This is a genomic window from Microbacterium sp. ZW T6_19 (genome assembly GCF_044987465.1).
Lineage (GTDB): Bacteria > Actinomycetota > Actinomycetes > Actinomycetales > Microbacteriaceae > Microbacterium > Microbacterium natoriense_A.
This window is the reverse complement of the sequence record NZ_JBJDRH010000002.1, coordinates 215,052-239,080: the sequence shown is the minus strand read 5'-3', so window position 1 is coordinate 239,080 and position 24,029 is coordinate 215,052. Positions and strand designations below refer to the sequence as shown.

General features: G+C 66.2%; 30 protein-coding genes. 18 read left to right on the top strand and 12 right to left on the bottom strand.

Going from position 1 to position 24,029, the window contains the following annotated elements; all coding sequences use genetic code 11:
• Positions 1 to 2: 2 nt before the first annotated feature.
• Genes tatC through lnt form a run of 3 tightly spaced genes read left to right on the top strand, consistent with a single transcriptional unit; the run spans position 3 to position 4,761 of the window.
• Entirely contained in the window at positions 3 to 767 is a 765-nt protein-coding gene (gene tatC, locus ACI3KT_RS03600) for a twin-arginine translocase subunit TatC (protein WP_404902869.1), read from the top strand.
• A complete protein-coding gene (locus tag ACI3KT_RS03595) occupies positions 764 to 3,226 on the top strand; it encodes a DEAD/DEAH box helicase (RefSeq protein WP_404902627.1) in 2,463 nt (820 codons plus the stop codon). The genes tatC and ACI3KT_RS03595 overlap by 4 nt, the downstream gene beginning before the upstream one ends.
• 11 nt (positions 3,227 to 3,237) lie before the next feature.
• Positions 3,238 to 4,761 carry an apolipoprotein N-acyltransferase gene (gene lnt / locus ACI3KT_RS03590; protein WP_404902626.1) on the top strand — a complete coding sequence of 508 codons (1,524 nt, stop codon included), beginning with the start codon at positions 3,238 to 3,240 and terminating at the stop codon, positions 4,759 to 4,761.
• Here lnt and ACI3KT_RS03585 read toward each other — a convergent pair.
• The 4 genes from ACI3KT_RS03585 to ACI3KT_RS03570 form a co-directional block, all read right to left on the bottom strand.
• Positions 4,758 to 5,141 carry an RNA polymerase-binding protein RbpA gene (locus ACI3KT_RS03585; protein ID WP_404902624.1) on the bottom strand — a complete coding sequence of 128 codons (384 nt, stop codon included), beginning with the start codon at positions 5,139 to 5,141 and terminating at the stop codon, positions 4,758 to 4,760. The genes lnt and ACI3KT_RS03585 overlap by 4 nt on opposite strands.
• Positions 5,142 to 5,246: 105 nt before the next feature.
• Positions 5,247 to 6,023, bottom strand: a complete 777-nt coding sequence (locus ACI3KT_RS03580) for a glycerophosphodiester phosphodiesterase family protein (protein ID WP_404902622.1) — start codon at positions 6,021 to 6,023, stop codon at positions 5,247 to 5,249.
• A complete protein-coding gene (locus ACI3KT_RS03575; RefSeq protein ID WP_292908744.1) occupies positions 6,020 to 6,937 on the bottom strand; it encodes an SPFH domain-containing protein in 918 nt (305 codons plus the stop codon). Before ACI3KT_RS03575 ends, ACI3KT_RS03580 begins: the two co-directional genes overlap by 4 nt.
• An 8-nt stretch (positions 6,938 to 6,945) precedes the next feature.
• A complete protein-coding gene (locus ACI3KT_RS03570) occupies positions 6,946 to 7,419 on the bottom strand; it encodes an NfeD family protein (protein WP_404902621.1) in 474 nt (157 codons plus the stop codon).
• A 121-nt stretch (positions 7,420 to 7,540) separates the two neighbouring features.
• On the opposite strand from ACI3KT_RS03570, the gene ACI3KT_RS03565 reads away from it, so the two are divergent.
• The gene (locus ACI3KT_RS03565) at positions 7,541 to 8,305 is read left to right on the top strand and encodes an SDR family oxidoreductase (RefSeq protein ID WP_292908740.1); all 765 of its coding nucleotides are present in this window, start codon (positions 7,541 to 7,543) and stop codon (positions 8,303 to 8,305) included.
• 69 nt (positions 8,306 to 8,374) lie between these two features.
• Here the strand turns inward: ACI3KT_RS03565 and ACI3KT_RS03560 are convergent, their stop codons facing one another.
• The gene (locus ACI3KT_RS03560; RefSeq protein WP_404902620.1) at positions 8,375 to 8,962 is read right to left on the bottom strand and encodes an HdeD family acid-resistance protein; all 588 of its coding nucleotides are present in this window, start codon (positions 8,960 to 8,962) and stop codon (positions 8,375 to 8,377) included.
• Positions 8,963 to 9,142: 180 nt separating this feature from the next.
• On the opposite strand from ACI3KT_RS03560, the gene ACI3KT_RS03555 reads away from it, so the two are divergent.
• Genes ACI3KT_RS03555 through ACI3KT_RS03535 form a run of 5 tightly spaced genes read left to right on the top strand, consistent with a single transcriptional unit; the run spans position 9,143 to position 14,000 of the window.
• On the top strand, positions 9,143 to 9,541 hold the full coding sequence (locus ACI3KT_RS03555; RefSeq protein WP_292908834.1) for a helix-turn-helix transcriptional regulator: 399 nt from the start codon (positions 9,143 to 9,145) through the stop codon (positions 9,539 to 9,541).
• Positions 9,542 to 9,546: 5 nt separating this feature from the next.
• Positions 9,547 to 9,957, top strand: coding sequence for a VOC family protein (locus ACI3KT_RS03550; protein WP_373426286.1), 411 nt, complete (start codon positions 9,547 to 9,549; stop codon positions 9,955 to 9,957).
• Between the two features lie 22 nt (positions 9,958 to 9,979).
• A complete protein-coding gene (locus ACI3KT_RS03545) occupies positions 9,980 to 12,334 on the top strand; it encodes an ATP-binding cassette domain-containing protein (protein ID WP_404902618.1) in 2,355 nt (784 codons plus the stop codon).
• 23 nt (positions 12,335 to 12,357) lie between these two features.
• Positions 12,358 to 12,942: a hypothetical protein gene (locus ACI3KT_RS03540; protein WP_404902617.1), complete on the top strand. Its 585-nt coding sequence runs from the start codon at positions 12,358 to 12,360 to the stop codon at positions 12,940 to 12,942.
• 35 nt (positions 12,943 to 12,977) lie between these two features.
• A complete protein-coding gene (locus tag ACI3KT_RS03535; RefSeq protein WP_404902615.1) occupies positions 12,978 to 14,000 on the top strand; it encodes a hypothetical protein in 1,023 nt (340 codons plus the stop codon).
• A 27-nt stretch (positions 14,001 to 14,027) separates the two neighbouring features.
• Here ACI3KT_RS03535 and ACI3KT_RS03530 read toward each other — a convergent pair whose 3' ends face one another.
• Positions 14,028 to 14,483 carry a MarR family winged helix-turn-helix transcriptional regulator gene (locus ACI3KT_RS03530; protein WP_307296839.1) on the bottom strand — a complete coding sequence of 152 codons (456 nt, stop codon included), beginning with the start codon at positions 14,481 to 14,483 and terminating at the stop codon, positions 14,028 to 14,030.
• A 67-nt stretch (positions 14,484 to 14,550) separates the two neighbouring features.
• Here ACI3KT_RS03530 and ACI3KT_RS03525 point away from each other — a divergent pair, with 67 nt between their 5' ends.
• On the top strand, positions 14,551 to 14,976 hold the full coding sequence (locus ACI3KT_RS03525; protein ID WP_404902613.1) for a hypothetical protein: 426 nt from the start codon (positions 14,551 to 14,553) through the stop codon (positions 14,974 to 14,976).
• Positions 14,977 to 15,143: 167 nt separating this feature from the next.
• Complete coding sequence (locus tag ACI3KT_RS03520) at positions 15,144 to 15,635, top strand: DUF2199 domain-containing protein (protein WP_404902611.1); 492 nt, start codon at positions 15,144 to 15,146, stop codon at positions 15,633 to 15,635.
• A 162-nt stretch (positions 15,636 to 15,797) separates the two neighbouring features.
• Here ACI3KT_RS03520 and ACI3KT_RS03515 read toward each other — a convergent pair whose 3' ends face one another.
• A complete protein-coding gene (locus ACI3KT_RS03515; protein WP_404902610.1) occupies positions 15,798 to 16,337 on the bottom strand; it encodes an MOSC domain-containing protein in 540 nt (179 codons plus the stop codon).
• A gap of 101 nt (positions 16,338 to 16,438) precedes the next feature.
• Here ACI3KT_RS03515 and ACI3KT_RS03510 point away from each other — a divergent pair, with 101 nt between their 5' ends.
• On the top strand, positions 16,439 to 17,011 hold the full coding sequence (locus tag ACI3KT_RS03510; protein ID WP_404902608.1) for a nitroreductase family protein: 573 nt from the start codon (positions 16,439 to 16,441) through the stop codon (positions 17,009 to 17,011).
• A gap of 133 nt (positions 17,012 to 17,144) precedes the next feature.
• Complete coding sequence (locus ACI3KT_RS03505; RefSeq protein WP_404902607.1) at positions 17,145 to 17,531, top strand: GNAT family N-acetyltransferase; 387 nt, start codon at positions 17,145 to 17,147, stop codon at positions 17,529 to 17,531.
• Between the two features lie 62 nt (positions 17,532 to 17,593).
• Here the strand turns inward: ACI3KT_RS03505 and ACI3KT_RS03500 are convergent, their stop codons facing one another.
• Together ACI3KT_RS03500 and ACI3KT_RS03495 are read right to left on the bottom strand one after the other, a co-directional pair.
• A complete protein-coding gene (locus tag ACI3KT_RS03500; RefSeq protein WP_404902605.1) occupies positions 17,594 to 18,133 on the bottom strand; it encodes a GNAT family N-acetyltransferase in 540 nt (179 codons plus the stop codon).
• A 115-nt stretch (positions 18,134 to 18,248) separates the two neighbouring features.
• A complete protein-coding gene (locus ACI3KT_RS03495; RefSeq protein ID WP_404902603.1) occupies positions 18,249 to 18,866 on the bottom strand; it encodes a TetR/AcrR family transcriptional regulator in 618 nt (205 codons plus the stop codon).
• Positions 18,867 to 18,943: 77 nt separating this feature from the next.
• Here ACI3KT_RS03495 and ACI3KT_RS03490 point away from each other — a divergent pair, with 77 nt between their 5' ends.
• The 3 genes from ACI3KT_RS03490 to ACI3KT_RS03480 are packed head-to-tail and all read left to right on the top strand — an operon-like array spanning position 18,944 to position 20,201.
• Positions 18,944 to 19,324 carry a DUF1761 family protein gene (locus ACI3KT_RS03490; RefSeq protein ID WP_404902601.1) on the top strand — a complete coding sequence of 127 codons (381 nt, stop codon included), beginning with the start codon at positions 18,944 to 18,946 and terminating at the stop codon, positions 19,322 to 19,324.
• A 21-nt stretch (positions 19,325 to 19,345) separates the two neighbouring features.
• Entirely contained in the window at positions 19,346 to 19,627 is a 282-nt protein-coding gene (locus tag ACI3KT_RS03485) for a DUF1905 domain-containing protein (protein WP_404902599.1), read from the top strand.
• Positions 19,628 to 19,661: 34 nt separating this feature from the next.
• Positions 19,662 to 20,201: a GNAT family N-acetyltransferase gene (locus ACI3KT_RS03480; protein WP_404902597.1), complete on the top strand. Its 540-nt coding sequence runs from the start codon at positions 19,662 to 19,664 to the stop codon at positions 20,199 to 20,201.
• On the opposite strand, the gene ACI3KT_RS03475 is transcribed toward ACI3KT_RS03480, so the two are convergent.
• Positions 20,185 to 20,658 (bottom strand): GNAT family N-acetyltransferase, encoded by a 474-nt coding sequence (locus ACI3KT_RS03475; protein ID WP_404902595.1) that lies wholly within the window; start codon positions 20,656 to 20,658, stop codon positions 20,185 to 20,187. The genes ACI3KT_RS03480 and ACI3KT_RS03475 overlap by 17 nt on opposite strands.
• An 81-nt stretch (positions 20,659 to 20,739) precedes the next feature.
• On the opposite strand from ACI3KT_RS03475, the gene ACI3KT_RS03470 reads away from it, so the two are divergent.
• Both ACI3KT_RS03470 and ACI3KT_RS03465 read left to right on the top strand, forming a co-directional pair.
• Positions 20,740 to 22,065, top strand: a complete 1,326-nt coding sequence (locus ACI3KT_RS03470; RefSeq protein WP_404902593.1) for a nitrate/nitrite transporter — start codon at positions 20,740 to 20,742, stop codon at positions 22,063 to 22,065.
• Between the two features lie 35 nt (positions 22,066 to 22,100).
• Positions 22,101 to 22,520, top strand: a complete 420-nt coding sequence (locus tag ACI3KT_RS03465; protein ID WP_404902592.1) for a GNAT family N-acetyltransferase — start codon at positions 22,101 to 22,103, stop codon at positions 22,518 to 22,520.
• Positions 22,521 to 22,524: 4 nt separating this feature from the next.
• On the opposite strand, the gene ACI3KT_RS03460 is transcribed toward ACI3KT_RS03465, so the two are convergent.
• Complete coding sequence (locus ACI3KT_RS03460; RefSeq protein ID WP_404902590.1) at positions 22,525 to 23,274, bottom strand: formylglycine-generating enzyme family protein; 750 nt, start codon at positions 23,272 to 23,274, stop codon at positions 22,525 to 22,527.
• On the bottom strand, positions 23,271 to 24,023 hold the full coding sequence (locus tag ACI3KT_RS03455; protein ID WP_292909878.1) for an SGNH/GDSL hydrolase family protein: 753 nt from the start codon (positions 24,021 to 24,023) through the stop codon (positions 23,271 to 23,273). Before ACI3KT_RS03455 ends, ACI3KT_RS03460 begins: the two co-directional genes overlap by 4 nt.
• Between the last annotated feature and the right edge of the window lie 6 nt (positions 24,024 to 24,029).

Below are 24,029 nucleotides of genomic sequence, written 5' to 3'. Positions count from 1 at the left end.
GGATGACGCTTGCGGCGCACCTTGTCGAGCTGCGGAAGAGGCTGATCATCGCCGTGATCGGCCTCGCCGTCGGCATGATCATCGCGTTCTTCGTCACGGACCAGGTCATCTGGTACATCACCGGTCCGATCCGCATCCTCGATGAAGAGCGCGGGACTGACACTCCGTTCGCCCAGCTGGTGTTCTCGGCCGTCTCCTCCGGGTTCGACCTCCGCATGCGCATCGCGCTGGCGATCGGCATGCTGCTGTCCGCGCCCATCTGGCTGTGGCAGGTCTGGGCGTTCATCATGCCGGGGCTTACCCGCAAAGAAGTCCGATACACCCTCGGGTTCGTCGGAGCCGCGATCCCGCTCTTCTTCGCGGGCGGCTACGTTGCGGTTCTCGTCGCTCCCCACGTGATCGAGATCATGTCCACCTTCGTTCCGGAGGGCGGCGTGAACTACTTCGACGCCGGTCAGTACTACGACTTCATGTTCAAATTCGTTCTCGTGGTCGGTGTCTCGTTCGTCCTGCCGGTCTTCCTCGTGGCTCTGAACGTCGCGGGTGTGATGAGCGGCAAGGCGATTCTCAAAGGCTGGCGGATCGCGATTCTCATCGCCTGCCTCTTCGCCGCGATCACGACCCCGGCCGCCGACATCTTCTCGATGTTCCTCCTCGCCGGCATCCTCATCGTCCTGTATTTCGCCGCGACCCTGGTCTCGTTGCTCTTCGACCGGCGTCGCGCCAAGCGCGCCAAGGTCGAGGGCCTGCTGCCGGACGTCTCGTGAGCTCGCCCGCCGAGCGCTACGCTGCGGCGCGGGAGGCGTCCGAGCACCCGCAGACCAGCGCCTTCGCCGCACGTCAGCGCTTCGACCTCGACCCATTCCAGGTCGCCGGCTGTCACGCTCTCGAACGAGGACACAGTGTGCTCGTCGCCGCCCCCACGGGAGCGGGCAAGACGATCGTGGGCGAGTTCGCGATCCATCTCGCGATGCAGACACCGGGCGACAAGGCCTTCTACACGACGCCGATGAAGGCTCTGTCGAATCAGAAGTTCCGCGAACTCGTCGATGTGTACGGTGCCGATCAGGTCGGGCTCCTCACCGGCGACACCAACATCAACGGCAACGCGCGCATCGTCGTGATGACCACCGAAGTCCTGCGCAACATGATCTATGCCGATTCCGCAGCGCTGCGCGACCTTCGCTACGTGGTGATGGATGAGGTCCACTACCTCGCCGACCGCTTCCGCGGGGCTGTGTGGGAAGAGGTCATCATCCACCTTCCGCAGCATGTGCGGCTGGTGTCGCTCAGCGCGACCGTGTCGAACGCCGAAGAGTTCGGCGACTGGCTCGACACCGTGCGCGGCGACACCGAGGTGATCGTCTCCGAGATCCGCCCGGTTCCCCTCGAGCAGCATGTGCTCGTGCGCGACGATCTGCTGCCGCTGTTCGATGAACGCGCGGGCCTCGCCACGACGAAGGTCAATCAGGAGCTCATGCGCATCCGCTCCTCCACCGGCTCGAACTACGACAACAACCGACGTGCCCAGTCGTATCGCAGCGATCGGCACGCCGGCAGGCAGGCGCAGCGGCCGCAGCGTGGCGGGCGCAGGCCCGATGCCCGACGCATCGAGCGCGTCGACCGGCCGGACGTGGTGCACCTGCTCGATCGCGCGAATCTCCTGCCGGCGATCTTCTTCATCTTCAGCCGCGTGGGCTGCGACGCGGCCGTGCAGCAGGTGCGTCGCTCGGGCCTCCGGCTGACCTCGGCCGAGGAGCGCGCAGAGATCCGCGCGATCGTAGAGGAGTCCACGCGTTCCCTTCAGGACGAGGACCTCGGGGTCCTCGGGTACTGGGAGTGGCTCGACGACCTCGAGCGCGGCGTCGCGGCGCATCACGCGGGACTCCTCCCCGCCTTCAAAGAGGTCGTCGAGGAGCTCTTCCGGCGAAAGCTCGTCAAGGTGGTGTTCGCGACCGAGACGCTGGCGCTCGGCATCAACATGCCGGCGCGCACGGTCGTGCTCGAGAAGATGGAGAAGTTCAACGGCGAGGCCCGCGTCGCGATCACGTCGGGGGAGTACACGCAGCTCACCGGACGCGCGGGACGCCGCGGCATCGACGTCGAGGGCCATGCGGTCGTGCAGTGGACCGAGGGCATGGACCCGCAGGGGGTCGCAGCGCTCGCCTCTCGCCGCACCTATCCGTTGAACTCGAGCTTCCGTCCGACGTACAACATGGCGGTCAATCTGATCGATCTGTTCGGCAAGAGCAGGGCCCGCCAGATCCTCGAGTCGTCGTTCGCGCAGTTCCAGGCCGACCGTGCCGTGGTGGGCCTGGCGCGGCAGGTGCGTGACGCCGAGGAATCGCTCGCCGGCTACCAGAAGGCGATGGAGTGCGAACACGGCGATTTCGTCGAGTACGGTGCGATCCGTCGTGAGCTCAGCGACCTCGAGAAGAAGAACCGTCAGGACGCGCATGCGCCGCGCGGTGCACGCGACACACGCATGACACGCATCCAGTCGCTTCGAGGCCAGATGCAGCGCCACGGATGCCATCGCTGCCCCGACCGCGAGGATCACGCCCGCTGGGCGGAGCGCTATTGGAAGCTCAAGCGGCAGACCGACCGCATCCGTCGTCAGATCGAGACCCGTACAGGTACGGTCGCTCGTGTCTTCGACCGGGTCGTGGAGGTGCTCGAGACGCTGGATTACCTCACCGTGGTCGACGGTGAGACGTCGCTCACGGATGCCGGGCGCACGATGCGCCGCATCTACGGAGAACGCGACCTTCTCGTCGCGGAGTCCCTGCGCCAGGGGCTCTGGACGGGTCTTGACGCGCCGTCTCTCGCCGCGATGGCCTGCTGCCTCGTGTACGAGCCGCGGCGCGACGAGGCGAACGCGGGGGAGCGGAACCTCCCACGCGGCGCGTTCCGCACGGCATATGACAAGACCACGACGCTGTGGGCCGAGCTCGACGACCTCGAGAAGGACCACCATCTGCCCGGCACTGAACCGCTGGCCCCGGGCCTCGCCGGCGCCATGCACTCCTGGGCGCGCGGCGGCATGCTCGACCGCGTGCTGATCGACGCAGACATGGCCGCGGGGGACTTCGTCCGCTGGGCGAAGCAGACCATCGACCTCCTCGATCAGCTCTCGATCGTCGCCGAAGACGCCGCCCTCGCCCGCAACGCCCGAGTCGCCCTCGACGGCATCCGTCGGGGCATCGTCGCCTACTCGTCGATGTGACCGGGGTTCCGATGTCCGACACGTCCGTGCGCCCGCGCGCGCTGCTGCCTCTTCCTCTGGCGCTGCCCGCCGCCGCCGCTGCCGCTCTGCTGATGTACGCCTCCTACCCGGGACCGGCGATCTGGGTCCTCGCGTTCCCCGCGGTCGCCCTCCTGCTCCTGGCGCTGATCGGCCGACGCGCAGGTGGGGCGCTCCTGGTCGGGCTCGTGTACGGCATCCTTTTCTTCGCGCTGCTCGTCTCGTGGACCTCTCGCTATCTCGGCCCGATCCCGTGGGCGGCGCTGAGCGTCGTCGAGGGCGGCCTGACGGCGATCGCGCTCATCCCGATCGCCCTGGCCTACCGTTGGCTGCCTCGAGCCTTCGCTGGGCCCGCGGGGCGACTCGTCGTGCTCCCCGCCGTCGTGGCGGCGCTCTGGGTCGGCCGTGAGCTGTTCATCGGCAACTGGCCGTACGGCGGCTTCCCCTGGGCGCGCCTGGGCATGACGCAGGCTGAGAGCCCCCTGGCGCCCGTGTCGTCATGGCTGGGCGTGAGCGGGCTGAGCTTCCTCATGGTGCTGCTGGTGGCGATGCTGATCGAGACGACGCGTCTCGGGGTCTGGCGGCGTCCGATGCGCCTCGTCGCTCCCGCTGCGGTCGTGGCCGTCCTGCTGTTCACACCGCTTTTCCCGACAGCGGGAGCCGGTTCCATGCGCATCGCCGCCGTGCAGGGAAACGGCCCGACCGGATACTTCGACCAGCGCGAGCCCTACTCGGTGATCGATGCCCAGACCGCTGCGACCGAGCCGCTGTACGGAGAAGACGTCGATCTGCTCGTGTGGCCGGAGGGGTCGCTCGACTACGACCCGTTCCAGGACTCGGCCACCGCGCGCCGGATGACTCGTGTCGCGAACAACATCGGTGCCCCGCTGCTGGCGAACGCCGCCACGGGTCGTGACGACCTCTACTTCAACACCTCGATGCTGTGGATGCCGGACGGCACAGCCGAGCAGACGCACGACAAGCGGCATCCTGTGCCGTTCGGCGAGTACGTGCCGGATCGGGCGTTCTACTACGCGATCGTGCCCGACCTCATCGGGCTGATCGGCCGTGAGTACACGCCGGGAGTCAACCCGCCGATCGTCGATGTCGACGGGGCGAAGGTCGGCTTGGCGATCTGCTTCGACGTCATCTACGACGACCTGGTGCACCAGAGTCTGACGGACGGGGCTCAAGTTCTCGTGTTCCAGACGAACAACGCGGACTTCCGCGGGACGGATGAGAACCTGCAGCAACTCGCCTTCGCGCGTATGCGCGCGATCGAGACGGGGCGCAGCGTGGTGAACATCTCGACGGTGGGCACGAGCCAGATCATCCGCCCCGACGGGACGACCGTGACGGCCCTGGATGCAGATGAGGCCGGGGCGATGCTCGAAGATGTCGAGCTTCGCTCCGGCCTCACGGCTGGTGTCGTGCTGAGCCCCTGGATTCAGCAGTTGCTGCTATGGGGCGGGATGGGAGCGCTTCTCATCGGGTGGTGGCGCTCCCGGCGCGCTTAGGCGCCGATCTTCTGCCGGGTCGGGTCTTCGCCGGTGCCGCGGCGCGCGCGGAGAACCGCGAGGCGCTCTTCGAGAAGCTCTTCGAGCTCGGCGCGGGTGCGGCGCTCCAGGAGCATGTCCCAGTGCGTACGTGCGGCCTTCTCATCGGTGACCTCGAGCGTGACGGCGTGGCCGTCGACGTTCAGGCGGGCCTCGGCGCCGCAGGAGCGGCACTCCCAGGTCTGGGGCGGCTCGGCGTCAGCCGCGAACATCAGGTTCGTGACGTGACCGCATGTGTCACAGGTGTAGGTGGTTTCACGGCGCTCCATGAAAACGACGCCCTCTTCGCTCTGTAGGCTCTGGGCGCCGAGTCGGATGCCGCGCAGGCTGCGATCTGCCATTGTGTGGTCCTCTCGTCGCTGTCAGGTATAACGCTCGAGCCTGTGCTTCTCATCCGAGAAGACGTGTTCGCGCTGGGATTCACAGGTGAATCCCAGCGCGACGACCTAAGGAGCGGCGAGCGTCTCGAGGGCGACGTCTGCACGGTCGGAGACGATGCCGTCGACACCGGCCTCGATCAGACGTGTCATCTCGGACGCCTCGTTCACGGTCCACACATGGACCTCGACATCGTGTCGGTGAGCGGCGCGGATCAGGGCGGGGGTGAGCACTCGGATGCCCCGCTGCCGTTCGGGGATCTGGAGTGCGTCGAGGCTGCGGAGAACGCGGCCGGGGGAGAGGTGCAGAGCGGAGAGAGCCACCATTGCGGCGATGGTGCGGCTGCCACCGGATGTCGCAGGGCGGATGGCGGCGCCGCCGCGAAGGGCCGCAGCGATCGCCACCTGCCGTCGCGCATCCGAGAAGCTCGTGACGAGCACTCGATGAGCGTGCGGCGCGACGAGCGCGCCGAGCGGTTCCGCAGCGGCATCCGTCTTGATATCGATGTTGAAGCGGACCCCGGGAAAGGAATCGAGGGCCTCGCGGACCGTGAGCAGTCCGCCGTGGTCTGCGAAGATGGCGCGCAGCTCGCGCGTGCCGATCTCGGCGACGGCGCGCGTGTCGCCGTTCAGACGGGTGAGGTCGGGGTCGTGGAAGAGCACGACGTCGCCGTCGGCGGACACATGGCAGTCGGTCTCGATGTACTCGACTCCCACGGCGTGAGCCGCGGCGAAAGCGGCCGCGCTGTTCTCCCACACACCGGAGTCCTCGCCTGCCGCGGTGAGAAGACCGCGGTGGGCGAGGACTCGAGGGTGGCGTGTCTTCGCGAAGTACGGGTGCGTCACGCGCCCGGCGTGCCCGTCGGCGGCTTCGGCGTGAACGCGCTGCCGATGCCCTTGAGCGCCTCGGTGAGCTCGCTCGGGATGATCCACAGCTTGCTCGAGGAGCTCTCGCTGATCTTCGGCAGCATCTGCAGGTACTGGTAGGCGAGGAGCTTGTCGTCCGGCTGCCCCTGGTGGATGGCGGTGAAGACGTTCTGGATGGCTTCGGCTTCACCCTGCGCGCGCAGCACGGCGGCCTGCTTGTCGCCCTCGGCCTGGAGGATGGCGGCTTGGCGCTGGCCCTCGGCTTCGAGGATCTGCGACTGCTTGGAGCCCTCGGCCGTCAGGATCGCGGCACGGCGGTCTCGCTCGGCGCGCATCTGCTTCTCCATCGAATCCTGGATGGAGACGGGCGGATCGATCGCCTTGAGCTCGACACGTCCGACGCGGATGCCCCACTTGCCCGTGGCCTCGTCGAGGACGACGCGCAGCTGGCCGTTGATGTTGTCGCGGCTGGTCAGCGCCTCTTCGAGGTTCAGACCGCCGACCACGTTGCGGAGTGTCGTGGTCGTGAGCTGCTCGACGGCGCCGAGGTAGTTGGCGATCTCGTAGGTCGCCGCCCGAGCATCCGTCACCTGGAAGTACACGACCGTGTCGATCGAGACGACCAGGTTGTCTTCGGTGATCACGGGCTGCGGCGGGAAGGACACGACCTGCTCGCGCATGTCGATCAGCGGACGCAGGCGGTCGATGAACGGCACCAGGATGTTCAGACCCGGCATGAGCGTCTTGTGGTAGCGGCCGAGCCGCTCCACCACGCCGGCGGTCGCCTGGGGGATGATGCGGATCGAGCGTGCGAGCGTCACCACCACGAAGATGATGACGGCGATCGCGAGGATCCACCCGATCGCGGTGGGGATGAAGTTGGAGTCGTCCACTGGTTCTCCTAGTCGTTGACGGGACGGACGATGGCGGTGGCGCCGTTGATCGCCGTGATGGCGATCGTGGCTCCAGTGGGGATGGCGACGGGAGACGCTGTGCGGGCAGTCCAGGTGTCGCCGTTGCTGAGCTTGACCTGGCCGGAGACCTGCGTGATCTCCTGCAGCGCGAGGCCGCGCAGGTCGATGAGCGCATCGACGTTCGACTTCGTGGGGTCCTCACCGCGATGCAGCCTCTTCAGCAAAGGCGGCCGGATGAAGAGGATGAAGAGGGCCGCCGCGGCCGCGGCGATGATCACCTGAGCCCAGACGGGGATGCCGATCAGATCGGTGATGAGGCCGACTGCCGCCCCGAAGCTCAGCATCAGGAAGGTGAAGTCCAACGACAGCATCTCGATCACGAGGAAGACGGCGATCAGCACCAGCCACCCGATCCATGCCCACTGGTCGATGAACTCTACGAAAATCGTGACATCGTTCATGCGGCCTCCTTTGCGGTCAACCTATCACGGTGCTGAGCGCCGCCGAGGGTGCCCCGGGCGGCCGTTGGTAATGTGAGTGGGTCGCGTTCTCGCGGCGATCAGCGCATCTCAAGGAGTCACCGTGTCCGACGTTCTTCCCGCAGGTTCCCTCGACGGCAAGGTCGCTCTTGTCACCGGCTCGTCGCGCGGCATCGGCGCCGACACCGTGCGCTACTTCGCCGAGGCCGGAGCCGACGTCGTCATCAACTTCCGCAACAAGGCTCCGCGCGCTGAGAAGCTCGCGAACGAGCTGCGCGAGCTCGGCCGCCGTGTGCTCGTGGTGGGCGCCGACCTCACCGACCCGGCATCCGTGGCGGAGATGTTCGACGCCGTGAAGAACGAGTTCGGCCGGCTCGATGTGCTCGTGCTCAACGCCTCCGGCGGCATGGAGTCCGGTATGGCCGAGGACTACGCCCTCACCCTCAACCGCGACGCCCAGTTGAACGTGCTGAACGCGGCCACGCCGCTTCTCGGTGAGGGGGCGCGCGTCGTGTTCGTGACGAGCCACCAGGCGCACTTCATCCGCACGACCCCGACGATGCCCGAGTACCTCCCCGTCGCGCTCTCGAAGCGTGCCGGGGAAGACGCCTTGCGCGAGCTCATCCCCGGTCTCACCGAGAAGGGCATCGGTTTCACCGTCGTCTCGGGCGACATGATCGAGGGCACGATCACGGCGACCCTTCTCGAGCGCGCCAACCCCGGCGCCATCTCCGAGCGACGTGAGTCGGCCGGCAAGCTCTACAACGTGTCGGAGTTCGCGGCCGAGGTCGCGAAGGCGGCGATCGACCCGGTTCCCGTCGACAACACCCGTCTCGTCGGCGACGTCAGCGGCTTCGTCGCGGAATGATCCGCTGAAAGAGACGATCGGCCCCGAACTGCGAACAGTTCGGGGCCGATCTGCGTCGACGGCGAAGTGTCAGCCGGTGACGGCGTCTTTCACAGCCTTCGCGTCACGCCCGAGCGTGATCGCGCGGATGATCTGCACGATGCCGAGCGCGACCAGGGAGGCGCCGAAGAAGATCCACAGCCAGATGCCTGCGGCGAGCACGTTGAAGAGCACGAAGACACCCGCGATGATGCTGAGGATCGCGTAGAGCAGCGTCCACGTGCGCGATCCGTCGTTCCCGAGCAGCGTCAGTGAGACGATGCCGTCGAACAGCCAGCTGATGCCGATGAACACGACCGTGATCAGGGCGAAGGTGACCGCTGCCTCCTTGAGGTTCGAGAAGGCGATCACGCCGGCCACGATGTAGAGCACGCCGAGGGCGATGTGCCCGGCACGGGCCCATCCGCCCTTGGAGCTCGAGAAGATGCCGAGCCCGATGTAGACGAGACCCGCGACGATCAGATAGGCGGCGAAGATGCCGGTGACGAAGACGATCGATTTGACCGGCCAGACCAGCAGGACGATGCCGGCGATGAGCGACAATGCGCCCGAGACGGCGAGCGAGACGCGGATCGCTTTGAAGGCGGCCTTGGCGTCGGCGGCGAGGGATTCGGACATGTGTAGACCCTTTCTGGGAAGATCCTGTGAGGGATGTGCCCCAGCGTAGCCCTCGGCTGCGACGAAGCGGGGGAGACCTGCGGCGGGGTGTCGCAGAGCGATATATGAGTACATGCGGCGACATGGCAGGATCGACGTGTGACTCCTGTCGATGATGCGCGGCTGCGTGAGCTGGTGCTGATGCGCAAGGTGCGCGACCGCATCGACCGCGACTATGCGAAGCCGCTCGATGTCGAGGCGCTCGCGCGGGGAGTGCACATGTCGGCGGGGCATCTCAGCCGCACGTTCCGAGACGCCTATGGCGAGTCTCCGTACTCGTACCTGATGACCCGCCGCATCGAGCGCGCGATGGCGCTACTGCGCAGAGGTGACATCAGCGTCACCGACGTGTGCTTCGAGGTGGGGTTCTCCTCGCTGGGCACCTTCAGCACGCGGTTCAGCGAGCTGGTCGGCGTCTCACCGAGCGTCTACCGCGCGCGAGCCGCTGACGTCGACGGCATCCCGACATTCCTGGCGAAGCAGGTCATCAGACCGATCAGGAATCAAGAAGCGCCGCGCACCGACGCGCACCTAGCCTGATCATCATGAACATCACCATCAACGCCAGTTTCCTCCCGCACACGGATGCCGACGCATCCGTCGCCTTCTACCGCGACGTGCTCGGGTTCGAGGTCCGCAAGGACGTCGGCTACGACCGGATGCGCTGGATCACCGTGGGCCCACAGGGGCAGCCCGACACCGCGATCGTCCTCACGCCGCCCGCCGTCGACCCGGGCATCAACGACGAGGAGCGCGCCACCGTGCTCGGTCTCATGGCGAAGGGCAGCTTCGGCGGCATCGTCCTCGCGACCGACGACGTGGACGCGGCCTTCGCGGCCATCGAATCCCGGGGCGCCGACATCGTGCAGGAGCCGATCGATCAGCCCTACGGCGTGCGTGACTGCGCGTTCCGCGATCCGGCTGGCAATATGGTGCGTCTGCAGCAAAGCGCCTGACACAACCAAGAAGAGGATGACGATGACCGTCGAACACCCCGCAGACGCCCATGACATCATCCGGGTCCAGGGCGCGAGGGAGAACAATCTCAAAGAGGTCAGCGTCGACATCCCCAAGCGACGCCTGACGGTGTTCACGGGAGTGTCGGGGTCGGGCAAGAGCTCGCTCGTCTTCGACACGATCGCCGCCGAGTCGCGGCGGATGATCGACGAGACGTACAGCGCGTTCGTGCAGGGTTTCATGCCATCGGTGCCGCGCCCCGACGTCGACGTACTCGAGGGGCTCACGACGGCGATCATCGTCGATCAGGAGCGGCTCGGAGCGAATCCGCGTTCGACGGTCGGCACTGTGACCGACGCGAACGCCATGTTGCGCATCCTCTTCTCAAAGCTCGGGCAGCCGTACATCGGGGGCCCCACCGCGTTCTCGTTCAACATCCCGACGCAGAAGGCGAGCGGCGTGATGACCGGTCCCGGCGGCGAGAAGAAGATCGTCAAGGACGCGATCTACCTCGGCGGCATGTGCCCCAGGTGCGAGGGCAGGGGAGCGGTCTCCGACCTCGACCTGGCTCAGATCGTCGACGAGTCGAAGTCGCTGAACGAGGGCGCGATCATGGTGCCGGGGTACACGGCCGACGGCTGGATGGTGAAGGGCTTCTCGGAGTCGGGCTTCTATCCTGCTGACAAGCCGATCTCGTCGTTCTCCGACAAGCAGCGGCATCTCTTCCTCTACGGAGACGTCACCAAGGTCAAGATCTCCGGTATCAACATGACCTACGAGGGCCTGATCCCCAAGATCACCAAGTCGATGCTCTCGAAGGATCTCGACGCGCTGCAGCCCCACATCCGAGCCTTCGTCGAGCGCGTCGCGACCTTCGCGACATGCCCGGAGTGCGACGGCACCCGGCTCACAGAGGGCGCGCGATCGTCGAAGATCGACGGGATCAGCATCGCGGACGCGTGCCGCATGCAGGTCACGGATCTCGCCGACTGGGTTCGCGGGCTCACGCTCACCGGCGCCGGCCCCTTGCTCGAAGCGTTGAGCGCCAATCTCGACGCGTTCGTGACGCTGGGGCTCGGCTACCTGTCACTGGAACGCCCCTCGGGCACGCTCTCCGGAGGAGAGGCGCAGCGCATCAAGATGCTCCGCCATCTCGGTTCGTCGCTCACTGATGTGACCTACGTCTTCGACGAGCCGACGATCGGGCTGCATCCGCACGACATCCAGCGGATGAACTCCCTGCTCCTGCGTCTTCGAGACAAGGGGAACACCGTTCTGGTCGTCGAGCACAAGCCCGAGACCATCGTGATCGGCGATCACGTCGTCGATCTGGGACCGGGCGCCGGGAGCGCCGGCGGCGAGATCTGCTTCGAGGGCACGGTCGAGGGACTCAAGTCGAGCGGGACGAAGACGGGAACGCACCTCGACGACCGAGCGGCGTTGAAGGGTGCGGTTCGCACCGGCGACGGCGCGATCGAAGTCCGCGGCGCCGCGGTCAACAACCTGCAGAACGTCGACGTCGATATCCCGAAGGGCGTTCTCACCGTCGTGACCGGCGTCGCCGGCTCGGGTAAGAGCTCGCTGATCCACGGCTCGGTGTCGAAGCGCGACGGCGTCGTCGCGATCGACCAGGGCGCCATCAAGGGATCGCGCCGCAGCAACCCGGCGACCTACACCGGGCTCCTCGAGCCGATCCGCAAGGCCTTCGCGAAGGCCAACGGCGTCAAGCCGGCGCTCTTCAGCGCGAATTCGGAGGGCGCATGCCCCACCTGCAAGGGCGCCGGGGTGATCATCACCGAACTCGGCTTCATGGACACGATCGAGACGCCGTGCGAGGACTGCGGCGGCAAGCGGTTCCAGGCGAGCGTGCTGGAGTACAAGCTCGCGGGCAAGGACATCACCGAAGTCCTCGATCTTCCGGTGGCCGAAGCGAGGTTGTTCTTCTCGGAGGGTGAGGCGAAGCTGCCCGCGGCCGCCGCGATCCTCGGCCGACTCGAGGATGTGGGGCTCGGCTACCTGTCGCTCGGTCAGCCGTTGTCGACCTTGTCGGGAGGCGAGCGGCAGCGCATCAAGCTGGCGATTCAGATGGGGGAGAAGGGCGACGTCTACGTCCTCGACGAGCCCACCACCGGTCTGCACCTCGCCGATGTGCAGAACATCCTGGGCCTGCTGGACCGACTGGTGGAATCCGGGAAGACGGTGATCGTGATCGAGCACCATCAGGCCGTCATGGCTCATGCGGACTGGCTGATCGACATCGGTCCCGGTGCGGGGCACGATGGCGGCCGCGTGGTCTTCGAGGGAACGCCGGCGGAACTCGTCGCGGCGAGGTCGACGCTGACGGGGGAGCACCTGGCGGAGTATGTCGGGGGCTGATCGGATCGTGTAGGGTCCGAGCCATGAAAACTCGTGGGGGGATCTTGGTCATCGGTGCTGCCGCGCTGATCGGACTGTTGACCGGCTGTGCGTCGTCGACCGCGCCGACGTCGACGGCTTCGAGCGAACCGTCGCCGCTGCCGAGCGCCACGGCGGAGGCATCAGCCGCCGAGCTCGAGGCGCAGCAGCGCGCCGACATGTGGCTCGAGACGACTCCCGTGCCGCCCGGCGCCGTGCGGTCGGAGAAGAGCACCAGCGACGAGTTCGCCATGTCGTTCCAAGGATGGGTCTGCACCCCGACGCTGACAGCGACCGGCTACTGGAGCGTCGAGGGCATGTCGACGGTGGAAGCGCTGAACTGGATGAAGGAGCATCCGACTCCTGGACTGGTCCCCAACTTTCCCGCGCCCCTTACAGACGAGGGCGGGTACGACAATGTCACGACCGGGGTGACGCCCGGAGGCGATTCATTCGAGGGCATCGCGTTCACCTACGTCACCACGCCGGAGGGATCCGCGATCCGCGCGGAGGTCGGGGCGACGCCAGTGGATGCAGTGTGTCCGACGCCTCCCGGCGGCGGATCGTGGGGACGGCCGGGAGAAGGCTGATCGACGCGGCACGGTACATGAATACTCGTCGGAGTGTGGCCCGGTGGGCTGGCGGAGTGCTCGTCGTCGCCGCCGCTGTGCTCGTGAGCGTGGTGGGCGTCGAAGAGGGCTCATCTGGTGCGGCGTCCGTTCTCATCGGCTCTGCCGACGGGACGTCGTTGATCGCGTCGTCTATGGCTGTCGCCCTGCTCGCCCTGACGGTCGGGATCTGGAGCGTCGGCGTACCGCGATGGATGCTGCCCATGTCGATCCTCGGCGGCATCGCCGCGTCGTGCGCGACTGCACTGGCGGGTTTCGCGCTGCTGGTCACATCGGACATGACGGTGACCCCGCTGGTGTATCAGGGGTGCGACACCGGCTACGTCGCCGTGGAGCGCTCGTTCTTGTTCGCGTCAAACGGAGTCGTCTTTCACCGTGAAGGTCCGGTCGTCGTTACGCACGTGGGGCGTTCCTGGGGAGACGACGGGTACAAGCCCTTCGCGAACGGCACGTATGCCTTCAGGGAGGAAGACGGAACGTGGGTCCTGCGCTATGCGACCGACTCGTCGAGTGTGGGCGCTGGTGGCGCACCCCCGATCGTTCTGCCTGTGTTCGATGACAGCCGACGTAAGTGCGGCATGTCGAACCCCGCAGGTCTTCGCAGTTCATCGGAGCCGACCCCGACGATCACGCCGACACCGCTGTCGTCGGAGGACGTGGATGCCGCCGTGCGCGATCTCATCGCCGACTCCTTCGAGGCGTCGATCGGGACGGTCGTCGACGGGACCGGAGTGCCGATCGACGCTTCCTCGGCGGTGCCGATATCGGCGTCATGTCTGGAAGGCGACGGAGTTCAACGGGAGACGATCCTCGATTTCGGCACCGGCGACAATGCACGCTCCGTCTCTCAGATTCTCGACGTATGGACTGCGGCCGGGTATGACGCTGATCGTGCGATGCAGGAGGACATCCGCTACAGCGAGACGCTTCCGGTGGCGCGGATGAGCATCCGCGACAGGACCAGCATCGACGGGATGCTGCACATGACGATCACGTCGGCGTGCGTGACCGCAGAGTAGCTGTCGAGACGGCGAGGACGGGCTTCTTCATTCCATGGCGTCCGCTCCAGAGTCATCGAATGCTGGACTCTTTCCGCCGAGGAGCCGAAGGGCGCCGAGGAACGCGTCTCTCGCTTCTGCGTCGAGCGGAGCGAGGATATCCTCCTGCGCATCCGCTGCCAACGCGGCCAGGAGCTCCCACCGGTTGTGCCCAGTGGCCGTCAGAGTGACGAGGTTGCGGCGCGCATCGTCAGGATCAGGCTTGCGTTCGGCGAACTCCGCCTCTTCAAGCGCAGCGAGCGTGACGGTCACGTCGCGGCGGTCGAGTCGAGCCAACGAGCCGATCGCCACCTGAGACAGGGGAGTGGGGCTCGCAGCGAGGACGTCGAGAACTCGATAGTCGTAGCCTCGTGCATCAACCTCGCCGAGCTTGGCGGCGAGGATACTGTGGGCTCGCTGGTGCGCCTGGCTCAGCATCCACGTCGGCAGGTCTGTGAAAGACATTCGAATCCATCCGTTGGTGGTACCAACAATGTGATACGTTGGTTACACCAACGATATAGGAGGGCGCATGTCCACACCACTGCAGCAGGAGATCGGCCGTACTGAACGAGTGCTTGACGCGCTGCTCACCGAGCGCGTGCTCGAAGGTGGACCGTTCGGGTCAGTGACTGAATGGGTTGCAGCGAACATCCTCGCCACAGCCTCGCTGACGACGACCGATCTGCAGGGCGCGCTCGCTGTCCGGGCGGGCGACCTCGACGTGACGCTCGAGCGGATGTCGAACGCCGGGCTCGTCATGATCGATGGAGATCGCGTGACGCTGAGCGCCTCAGGGCTTTCCGCGCTGCAAGCAGGGCGCATCAAGACGTCGCATGTGGCATCGCGCATCACTCAAGCGATCACATCAGCCGATCGAGAGGCCACCGTTCGCACGCTATCCGCCGTGCGCGACATCGCCAGCCGCTTCCGGGAATCAGGTATTCCCGCGAAATGAGTTGTAACCGATAATGCACATTATGTCAGCTCAGACCGAGTAGGTGCCCGCCCACCCCCTCCCTGCCGATTGGACGTCTGCGAGTCTGGCAACTGGTGATCGTCGAGTGCACCTGCCGCCAGTCGAACATCGGGTGCTCCGTGGATCGGCTCGTCTAGGCTCTCAGCATGACAACCGCCGACAAGTGCGAGCTCTGCGGGAACCCAGTGGACCTCCACGATCGTCACGTGCGGTTCGCCAATCCCGATCCGATCGTGGATGCTCATGAAATCCTCGCATCTGACGTCTGGATGAGTCACGCCGATGCCAACTCCTCGGTCATGATGCAGGTGAACCACATCGGAGCCTTCGTGCGTGCTTTGTTGCCTGTTCATCTGACCGCTGGGCACACGATCACCTTCGGCGTCTGGGTCGGCATCCACCCCGACGACCTTCGACGCGTCTTCGACACCTGGTGGTCGGCGGGGTACAAGGATCTTGTGGTCGACGGCATGTTGGCCAACAGCATCGAGCCGTGGGGGCTTCTGGCCACGCCGGTGAGACTGAGCGTGCTCGATCCAGACCACACGCCGTACTGCGTCGACAGCGTGGACGACCGGCTTCGGTCGGTTCTCACGGACGAGTGGGACCACGAACTCGTCCTTTCCGCTCTCCCCTGACTGCGAGCACTCACGGCGCAAGGCGGACGCGTCTGATGCCGTTGGTTCACGTTCGGTGGAGTCGCGCACTGCGCCTGCGTCGCTCCCCTAGCTCCCGCCATGGGCGGCGGAGGTGGACGCGTTGCTTTAGGCGACAGTCGCCAAACGGCGTTCGGCGTGTACTTACACGCGCGTCAATGGGAAGTGGGGTTCGCGAGGCAACTCGATATCGATCGTGTCGCCCGGGACTACCCGCCCACCACGGGAGACGATTCCCATGACTCCGGCGAGTCGGATGACGCGTCCATCGCCGCTGGTCCGGACGAGCTTCTTGAGCAGACCGGGCTGGAAGTCATTGATCTGTTGGCATGGATTGCGCAGACCAGTGATCGTCACCACCGCGTCGCCGAGGTGCAGGCGGGTGCCGACGGGAAGGGCCAGCAGATCGATGTCCCGGGTGGTGATGTTCTCGCCGAGATCACCGGGCTCGACCGTATGGCCACTCTCTCTCAGGGCGTCGAACAGCTCCTCGTGCATCAGATGCACCTGCCGTAGGTTCGGCTGTGACGGGTCGGCGGCCACTCGAGAGCGGTGCTGCACTGTTGCGCCAGAGTGCGCGTCACCTTCGACGCCCACACCTTCGAGAAGGGTGATCGATTCGCGAGTCCGCTTGCTGAAGCCGTGCATGGGGCTGGAATGAACGGCGACGACCCGAGACGGCATGTCTTCATTCTTCCACTCCGAACGCGATCGACCGCTTACGAAGCGTGTGCGCCACGCCCGAGCTGCTCCCCCGTCGCTGCGGGGCGCGGCATAGTGGTGTGATGACGATCTGCGACCCGCCCGTGATCCCCGACGTGCACCCAGCGCTGGTCGGCCGATTCAGCCCGGTGGGTTTCGACCCCACGATCGAGGTCTCTGACGGTCAGATCGACTCGCTGCTGGACGCGGCGCGGCACGCCCCCTCAGCCGGGAACTCGCAGCCCTGGCAGTTCATCGTCGGCAGGCGCGGAGGCGACACTCATCGGCGGATCGTCCGCCATCTGGCGCGGAGTTCATCGCAGTGGGCGCCGTCTGCTTCTGTGCTCTTCGTGAACCTCGCGCACACGACGGTCGAAGGCACGGACGACTGGGAGTATTCGGAGTTCGCTCGCTACGATCTCGGCCAGGCTGTCGCCCACATGACGATCCAAGGTCTTCATCTCGGGCTCGACGCCCACCAGTTCCGCGCCTTCGATCGCAGCGGCATCGCCGGTGAGTTCAGCGTTCCGGCGCACTGGGAAGTCACGAGCATGACCGCGTTCGGAGTCTCGACCCACAGTGCCGGCGAGATCAGGTCGGCCGGAACCAGTCGCGAGCGAGCCAGCCGCGCGGATATCACGTGGGCGCGAGGCTGATCTCCGGGTATACAGATTGTCGAGTCATCGCATACCCGCGAGGCGATCATCCATGCTCTGTAAGCTCGCGGACATGACGGACGACATCGACGTTGCGATCGTTGAGACTCTGACGATCGACGACCTTTGACAGGTGGATGCTCTCCTCTCCCAGCTGTCATCGACCGCCATCTTCGATCCCGATCGCGTGCAGGCGATGATCGACGCACCAGGCGTAGATCTCTTCGTTGCGCGCGACGCTGGACAGGTGCTCGGAATGGCGACACTCGTGACCTTCCCTCTGGTGACCGGCCTGCGGGGCATAGTCGAGGACGTCGTCGTCAGCCACCACGCACGCGGGCGCGGCATCGCCCGTCTGCTCCTTGAAGCGATCACTGAGGAGTCGACTCGTCGGGGCCTCCGCACACTCGATCTCACTTCTCGGCCATCACGCGAGTCAGCATTGAGGCTCTACGAATCCGTCGGCTTCGAGCGCCGGGAGACGAACGTCCTGAGGTACGTGCCAGCGTCGAACAGCTGACGAACATCGGTGTCCGGGATCGCACAACGAGCACGGGCTGCGGGAACAGCGGGGACAGCAAGTCATTGCCGCACGAGCGAGTACATGTACATGTCGCGGCGCTCTGACCCGACGCGTTCCCACCGCCTGAGCAATCCTTCGCGCTCGAATCCGGCCGACTCGGCCGTGCGGCACGATGCCTCGTTCCAGGGCTCGACGTAGAGTTCCAATCGTTCCACGGTAAGGCTGTGAAGCGCCCAGTCGGCAAGTGTCCGCAATGCCCCCGCCGCGTATCGATGGCCTCGGAACTGCGGGGCGATCCAATAGCCGACGCTTGCGCGCTCGTGATTCTGCTCACGGAAGGTGATGCCCACCTGGCCAACCGCGCGACCCAACGCGTTCTCGACGACGACGAACTGAAAGCCATCTCCATTCGAGGCACGACGACGTTGCCTTTCAATGTAGGCCTGCACCTCTGTCGTGCAGGCTGTCTGGGGCACAGTGGTCATGAGCGGAATAAGCGGATCATGAACCACAGACAGAACGAGCTGCCTATCATCGTCGCGGTACTCCCGGAGCGTGACCTGCTCCCCCAGCAATGTCGGCGTCGCTAGCTCCCTCATGCGTCCAAGGGTGGCACGGAACGAGGTCCGTCATTGTCGTGCCTCCCCTTGCCTCCGGTCCCCGACCGACATCCGGCGCTCCCGACGAGGGATTCTCCGGACGCGTCCCGAGCGCTCAGGGTGCCGCATACCCCGCGAGAAAGAGATCCACGGCCTGTTCCACAGGCGGCTCATCGAGCACCGCACCCAGGAGCCTGGCGTTCAGCGATGCGCCGATGACCAGCCACGTGAACTGCGCGGCGGCGGCATCCGGGTCGCCGATGCGCAGCCCTCCCCTCTCGGCGATCTCCTTCAGGGCCTCCCCGAGATTGCGGATGTTCGTGTTCCAGCTCTCCTCGAGATACACCCGCGCCACCTCGGGCTGCGACTGAGCCTCCGCGGTCACGAGTCGACGCATCGCGAGCACGGGCGGGCTCAGAATGCCGGCCCGCATGGTCTCTGCGAGTTCGATCAGCCCGCGCCGAAGGTCTCCACTCCCCCGCAGCCTCTCCAGGGACGGACGCATCGCGTCTCGTCCCGCATGCGCCCACGAGTGCACGACGGCCGTGTAGAGCGCCTTCTTCGACGAGTGCTCTCGATACAGCGACGACTTCGAGATCTTCGCCCGCTTTGCGACCTCGTCCATCGACGCGCCGCCGTACCCGAACTCGAGAAACACCCCGCGGGCAACGTCGAGCAGCGCGTCGCCGCTGAGGCCGGCCGGGCGTCCCCGAGTCCGAAGCGCAGTATTCATGCACCTCATATTAGTACTTGACGGTACTTTGAGCGAGTCGTACAGTTTAAGTACCAATAAGTACTCAAGGAGGAGCCATGATCGCCCTGGGCATACTCATCGCCACGATCGCGTCATTCATCGCCAGCGCGGTCCTCTACGCGATTCCGCCGGTCTCCCGTCTCGTCACGCGCACCAGTACGCCCCGCCCCGGTATCCCCGTCGCCCTCCAGATGCTCTCCGTGGTCGCGCGCAGCCTGCTGGCGTCGTTCCTGATCGCCGGACTCATGACGGCTGCCGGCTGGCACGGACCCGCAGCCGGCGCCCTCCTCGGACTGGCGCTGTCGGTTCTGCCTCTCATCCTGCTGTTCGGGGGCGTCGTGCACGAGAGCACCGCCGTTCCCACAGCAGGCATCCACCTGCTCGACTGGATCATCAAACTCACCCTGATCGGAATCCTCGTCGGACTCTTCGTCTGACCGCCCGGAAGAAGGAATGACATGGCTGTTCGACCTCTCGACCTGACCTTCACAGCGACCCTCGGCAAAGTTCGCGACGGCGACTCGTGGACGTGTGTACAGCTTCCCGACTCCGCGGAGATCTTCGGCACTCGCGGACTGGTGAAAGTCGCCGGCACGGTCGGTGGGGAACCCTTCCGAGGCGCGTTCATGGCGCTCGGCGACGGCACGCACAAGCTGCCCATCACCGCCGCGATTCGCAAGCGACTCGGCAAGACCGACGGCGACGACGTCACCGTCCACCTCAGCGAGCGCCTGAACTGAGTATCCGCCCGCCCAACCGTGCGAAGATCGATCGATGAAGATCGAGCAGTGGGACGGTGACGAAAAGCAACTGCTCGCCATCGCAGGGCTCTATGCGGATGCATTCGCCGAACCTCCCTACGAAGAGGACCCAGTCCGCAGTCTCGTCGAGTTCCCGGAACGAGTACGTCGCTACGCCGTGGAGAAGCCGGAGTTCCGGCTCTTCCACGCATCCGAGCACGGAGAAGTCCTCGGCTTCGTCCTCGGAACAGGGATCGGCCCCGGCGACTGGTGGTGGAACCGTCTGAACGAGACTCTCGCCGAGCCGCACCGCACTCTCTGGCTGGATCAGCAGCAGTTCGCGATTGCAGAGCTCGTCGTGAAGGCATCGGCCCGCCGCTCAGGAGTGGGACGGGCACTGATGAAAGAAGTGCTCGCCGATCTCCCCTATGACAGCGCACTGCTGGCCTGCTATCCGAATGCCGTGGCACCGCAGCGGCTCTACGCATCTCTCGGCTGGACCGTCATCGATCCTCACGCTCGCGTCTCGGAGACGCACCCGACTCAGATCATGGGCGTCAAGCTGCGCGCCTGACCATGCACACCAGTCCTGCGCGGTCCTCCCACGAATCGACGCGTACGAACCCCCGGGACTCGTACAGACGGAGTGCCGGCGCACGCCACTCCCACACCGACAGCCGGACATCCCCTCGGCATGACGCGATCGCGGCATCGAGCAGCGCGGAGCCAACTCCGAGTCCTCGGGCTCCGGGCGCCGTCCAGAAGCGCTTCAACTCGGACTCAGAGGTGCGGATGACGACGACTCCTGATGGCACGCCATCGACCTCGGCGAGCAGCACGGCGGCCCCGGCGTGGACACCATCCAAATCCGCGACCTCGCGCTCGTGGGCTTCAGAGAGCACCGTCGCCCCTGTGCCCAGATGCGAAAGCTTCTCACTCTCGGTCTGCACCAGGTAGGCGCGGATCAGGTCGCCCGCCACTCGCGCGTCGGGACCGCCCAGGTCGGCTTCTCGAACGGTGACCAGCGGCATCCGCACTCCTCTTGTCTTGGTACTTCCAGGGTAGGCGGAGATCCCGCCGAGCTCGTCACCGCTCAGGAGTAGCGTGGAGGGGTGAAGCAGGTCTCCGTCTCCCCCGCAACGACTCCCGGGTGGCGCGCCTGGCTCATCTGGTCGGTCGGCGTCGCCGCCTACGTCCTCGCGATCACGAATCGCACCTCCCTTGGCGCCGTCGGTGTCGAGGCGGCCGATCGCTTCCAGGCCGATGCATCGACCCTCGCACTGTTCGCGGTCGTCCAACTCGCGGTGTACGGCGGTATGCAGATCCCGATCGGAATACTGCTCGACCGTCACGGCTCGCGCCCGATCATGTCGATCGGCATGGTGCTGATGGCCGCGGGGCAGCTGACCATGGCCCTCTCCCCCAGCATCGGCATCGCGATCATCGCCCGCATTCTGCTCGGTGCGGGCGACGCGGCGATCTTCCCGGCCGTGCTGCGACTCGTCGCCACGTGGTTCCCCGCTCAGCGGGGACCGCTCATGGTGCAGTTCACCGGAATCCTCGGGCAGGCGGGCCAGCTCGTCGCCCTGGTCCCGCTGGCTGCGTTCCTGCACGCGACCAGCTGGAGCGTGACCTTCGGGAGCATCGCCGGTCTGGGCGTGCTGTTCAGCATCTTGGTGTTCCTCGTCATCCGCAACCACCCGCCCGAGCGCGGCGCCGACGTCACTGTCAACACCGACACCGGGCTGGTCCGGGTGGTGACCTCGGCGATCGACACGGGCGTCGGCATCCGGGCTGCCTGGGCTCACCCCGGAACCCGCCTCGCCTTCTGGTCGCACTTCACGTCGCCCTTCGCCGGCACCGCCTTCGTCCTCCTCTGGGGCATGCCATTCCTCACCGCCGCCCAGGGCCTCGACACCGCGCACGCCGCCGGCATCATCTCGGTGTACGTGGTCGCCGGCATGGTGCTCGGCCCCGTGATCGGCGACCTCTCCCGCCGTCTTCCCTATCACCGCTCCTACGCGCTCGTCCTGCCGTCTGTGGGCGTGCAGCTCGTCGCCTGGGTCGCTGTCATCGCGCTTCCGGGCCCCGCGCCGTTGTGGATGCTCTATCTGCTCGCGATCGCGCTCGGCACGGGAGGGCCTGCAAGCATGATCGCCTTCGATCACGCCCGCACGCACAATCCCTCGCACCGGCTGAGCACAGCCACCGGTGTGACCAACGCCGGCGGATTCATCGCCGCGCTCATCGCGATCTTCCTGATCGGTCTCGCTCTCGACCTCCAGGGAGCCGGAACGCCGGCCACCTACACGTTCGAGGCCTTCCGCATCGCCTTCCTGATGCCCGTTCCCATCTGGCTCGTCGGCACGGCCTTCATCTTGCGCGAGCGCAAGCGCACGCGCATCCGCATGGGCCTCGATCCCGAACGTCGCCGCTGACTTCTCACCACCCTGACTGCTCATAGGATGAGGCGATGCGCTCTTCCTTCACGTTCTCGAATGATCCTTCGCTCATCGATCGCCCCCGCGTGCACGCCTGGCTCAGCAAGCAGGCGTACTGGGCCGAAGGACGTGCCCGAGAGACACAGGAAGCGGCGATCGATGCCTCGCGCAACTACGGCGTGTGGAACGCCGACGGCGAGCAAGTCGCTTACGCCCGCGTCGTGACGGATGCCGTCACCTTCGCCTGGCTCTGTGACGTGTTCGTCGACCGCGGTGTCCGAGGAGACGGCGTCGGCAAGATGCTCATCGCAGGGGTCATCGCAGATCTCGAGCCACTGGGTCTCAAGCGCATCATGCTCGCCACCGCTGACGCTCACGGACTCTACGCCCGATACGGGTTCGCCCCCTCGGAGGATCCGAATCTCTTCATGATCAAGCAGATGACCGCGTAGCCGCCTACCTGCGGGTGAGCGGCGTCCAGCCGAACGGCACAGGGCCGTCGAAGGCGGCGCGCTCCCGGTCCGCTCGCGCAGACCACCCCTGGGCCGCGTCGCGCGTGTCGAAGGCGCCACGGGCGACGCGCAGGCCGACGTCTTCGTGATGCATACGCGGCGCTCCTCCGCGGCGTACGCCGGCCCGAACGCTCCAGGCGTCATCGGCGTATCCCCCGCCGCGGAACACCCGGTAGTCGTCGTATCGCGCCGGATCCAGGAAGTCCCAGCACCACTCCCACACGTTCCCGAGCATGTCGAACAGACCGTTCAGGTTCGGCAGCTTCCCGCCCACATCCTGCGGTGCCGGCACGCCATCCGCGCTCGTCCATGCGGCATCCGCGAGTGGCGCGTAGTGCGGACCGGCAGATCCGGCGCGGCACGCGAACTCCCACTCCGCCTCGGTCGGAAGGCGATAGCCGTCGCCGGTGGCATCCCACGTGACGTCCTCGCCGTCGAAACGGTACACCGGGTCGAGCCCCTCCCACTCGGATGCGGCGTTGCAGAAGTGCACGGCGCGCAACCAGCTCACGTCAGCCGCCGGACGCCGAGGGTGCCGGGAGGGCACCGGCAGGATCTCTGCGAACTGCTCCTCGGTTACCGGGAAGACTCCGATCTCGAAATCCGCGAGTTCGACGACGCGTTGGATCTTCCTGCGTTCGTCGTGAATAGTCACGGAACCGGCGGGGATGCGCCGCATCTCGATGTCGGTCATACCGGGCGCGGAGAGAGTTCGACCCACGCCGGGTACTTCGCGGTACGGCCGTCGCCTGACGACGTACCGGTCACGCGGCGCTTCACCCAAGGGCCGACGAACTCCCGATAGTACGCATAGCCGCTGGGGCCGGCCTGGCCGGTGTCGCTCGGCGCCCACCAGGTCTCGTGCGGCTCGAATCCGAGCGCGTGCAGCACCCGGGCGGCCACTCGATGGTGGCCCGCGGCGTTCATGTGCAGCCGATCCTCGGACCAGTACTGCGGTTCGGAGAGCTCGCGGTCGGGCCAGTTCAGCGCGGTGATGACGTCGGGCCGATTCTCGACGCGTCGGAGCACCGCCTCCGACAGGAGATCTCCGCGCTTCTGGAACACCTTGCCCATCGGCAGCTGCCCGCTCGGATTCGCCCCCGAGAGCAGGATCAGCGTGACGCCCTCGTCATCGCAGCGACGAAGCACCCGGCTGAAGGCGTCGGCGATGTGCTCGACATCGGCTCGGGGGCGCAGGACATCGTTGCCGCCGCCGTTGAACGAGAGATGCGTGGGATGCAGCGCCAGAGCGGCCTCGAGCTGCTGCTCGACGATCGGCCAGGCGAGCCTGCCCCGGATCGCGAGGTTCGCGTACCTGATCGGGTGCCCTGCAGCATCCGCCCACCCCTGCGCGGTGAGGTCGGCCCATCCGCGGACGTGCCCGTCGGGCAGCTCGTCGCCGACACCTTCGGTGAAAGAGTCGCCGATCGCCACATAACGCACATCACT

Coding starts and splice junctions, on each gene's coding strand:
- ACI3KT_RS03540 (WP_404902617.1), top strand. CDS start 12,358: ATGAAAACTCGTGGGGGGATCTTGGTCATCGGTGCTGCCGCGCTGATC.
- ACI3KT_RS03520 (WP_404902611.1), top strand. CDS start 15,144: ATGACAACCGCCGACAAGTGCGAGCTCTGCGGGAACCCAGTGGACCTC.
- ACI3KT_RS03485 (WP_404902599.1), top strand. CDS start 19,346: ATGGCTGTTCGACCTCTCGACCTGACCTTCACAGCGACCCTCGGCAAA.
- ACI3KT_RS03530 (WP_307296839.1), bottom strand. CDS start 14,483: ATGTCTTTCACAGACCTGCCGACGTGGATGCTGAGCCAGGCGCACCAG.
- tatC (WP_404902869.1), top strand. CDS start 3: ATGACGCTTGCGGCGCACCTTGTCGAGCTGCGGAAGAGGCTGATCATC.
- ACI3KT_RS03585 (WP_404902624.1), bottom strand. CDS start 5,141: ATGGCAGATCGCAGCCTGCGCGGCATCCGACTCGGCGCCCAGAGCCTA.
- ACI3KT_RS03570 (WP_404902621.1), bottom strand. CDS start 7,419: ATGAACGATGTCACGATTTTCGTAGAGTTCATCGACCAGTGGGCATGG.
- ACI3KT_RS03510 (WP_404902608.1), top strand. CDS start 16,439: ATGACGATCTGCGACCCGCCCGTGATCCCCGACGTGCACCCAGCGCTG.
- ACI3KT_RS03480 (WP_404902597.1), top strand. CDS start 19,662: ATGAAGATCGAGCAGTGGGACGGTGACGAAAAGCAACTGCTCGCCATC.
- ACI3KT_RS03550 (WP_373426286.1), top strand. CDS start 9,547: ATGAACATCACCATCAACGCCAGTTTCCTCCCGCACACGGATGCCGAC.
- ACI3KT_RS03500 (WP_404902605.1), bottom strand. CDS start 18,133: ATGAGGGAGCTAGCGACGCCGACATTGCTGGGGGAGCAGGTCACGCTC.
- ACI3KT_RS03555 (WP_292908834.1), top strand. CDS start 9,143: ATGCGCAAGGTGCGCGACCGCATCGACCGCGACTATGCGAAGCCGCTC.
- lnt (WP_404902626.1), top strand. CDS start 3,238: ATGTCCGACACGTCCGTGCGCCCGCGCGCGCTGCTGCCTCTTCCTCTG.
- ACI3KT_RS03475 (WP_404902595.1), bottom strand. CDS start 20,658: ATGCCGCTGGTCACCGTTCGAGAAGCCGACCTGGGCGGTCCCGACGCG.
- ACI3KT_RS03545 (WP_404902618.1), top strand. CDS start 9,980: ATGACCGTCGAACACCCCGCAGACGCCCATGACATCATCCGGGTCCAG.
- ACI3KT_RS03465 (WP_404902592.1), top strand. CDS start 22,101: ATGCGCTCTTCCTTCACGTTCTCGAATGATCCTTCGCTCATCGATCGC.
- ACI3KT_RS03495 (WP_404902603.1), bottom strand. CDS start 18,866: ATGAATACTGCGCTTCGGACTCGGGGACGCCCGGCCGGCCTCAGCGGC.
- ACI3KT_RS03560 (WP_404902620.1), bottom strand. CDS start 8,962: ATGTCCGAATCCCTCGCCGCCGACGCCAAGGCCGCCTTCAAAGCGATC.
- ACI3KT_RS03460 (WP_404902590.1), bottom strand. CDS start 23,274: ATGACCGACATCGAGATGCGGCGCATCCCCGCCGGTTCCGTGACTATT.
- ACI3KT_RS03490 (WP_404902601.1), top strand. CDS start 18,944: ATGATCGCCCTGGGCATACTCATCGCCACGATCGCGTCATTCATCGCC.
- ACI3KT_RS03525 (WP_404902613.1), top strand. CDS start 14,551: ATGTCCACACCACTGCAGCAGGAGATCGGCCGTACTGAACGAGTGCTT.
- ACI3KT_RS03515 (WP_404902610.1), bottom strand. CDS start 16,337: ATGCCGTCTCGGGTCGTCGCCGTTCATTCCAGCCCCATGCACGGCTTC.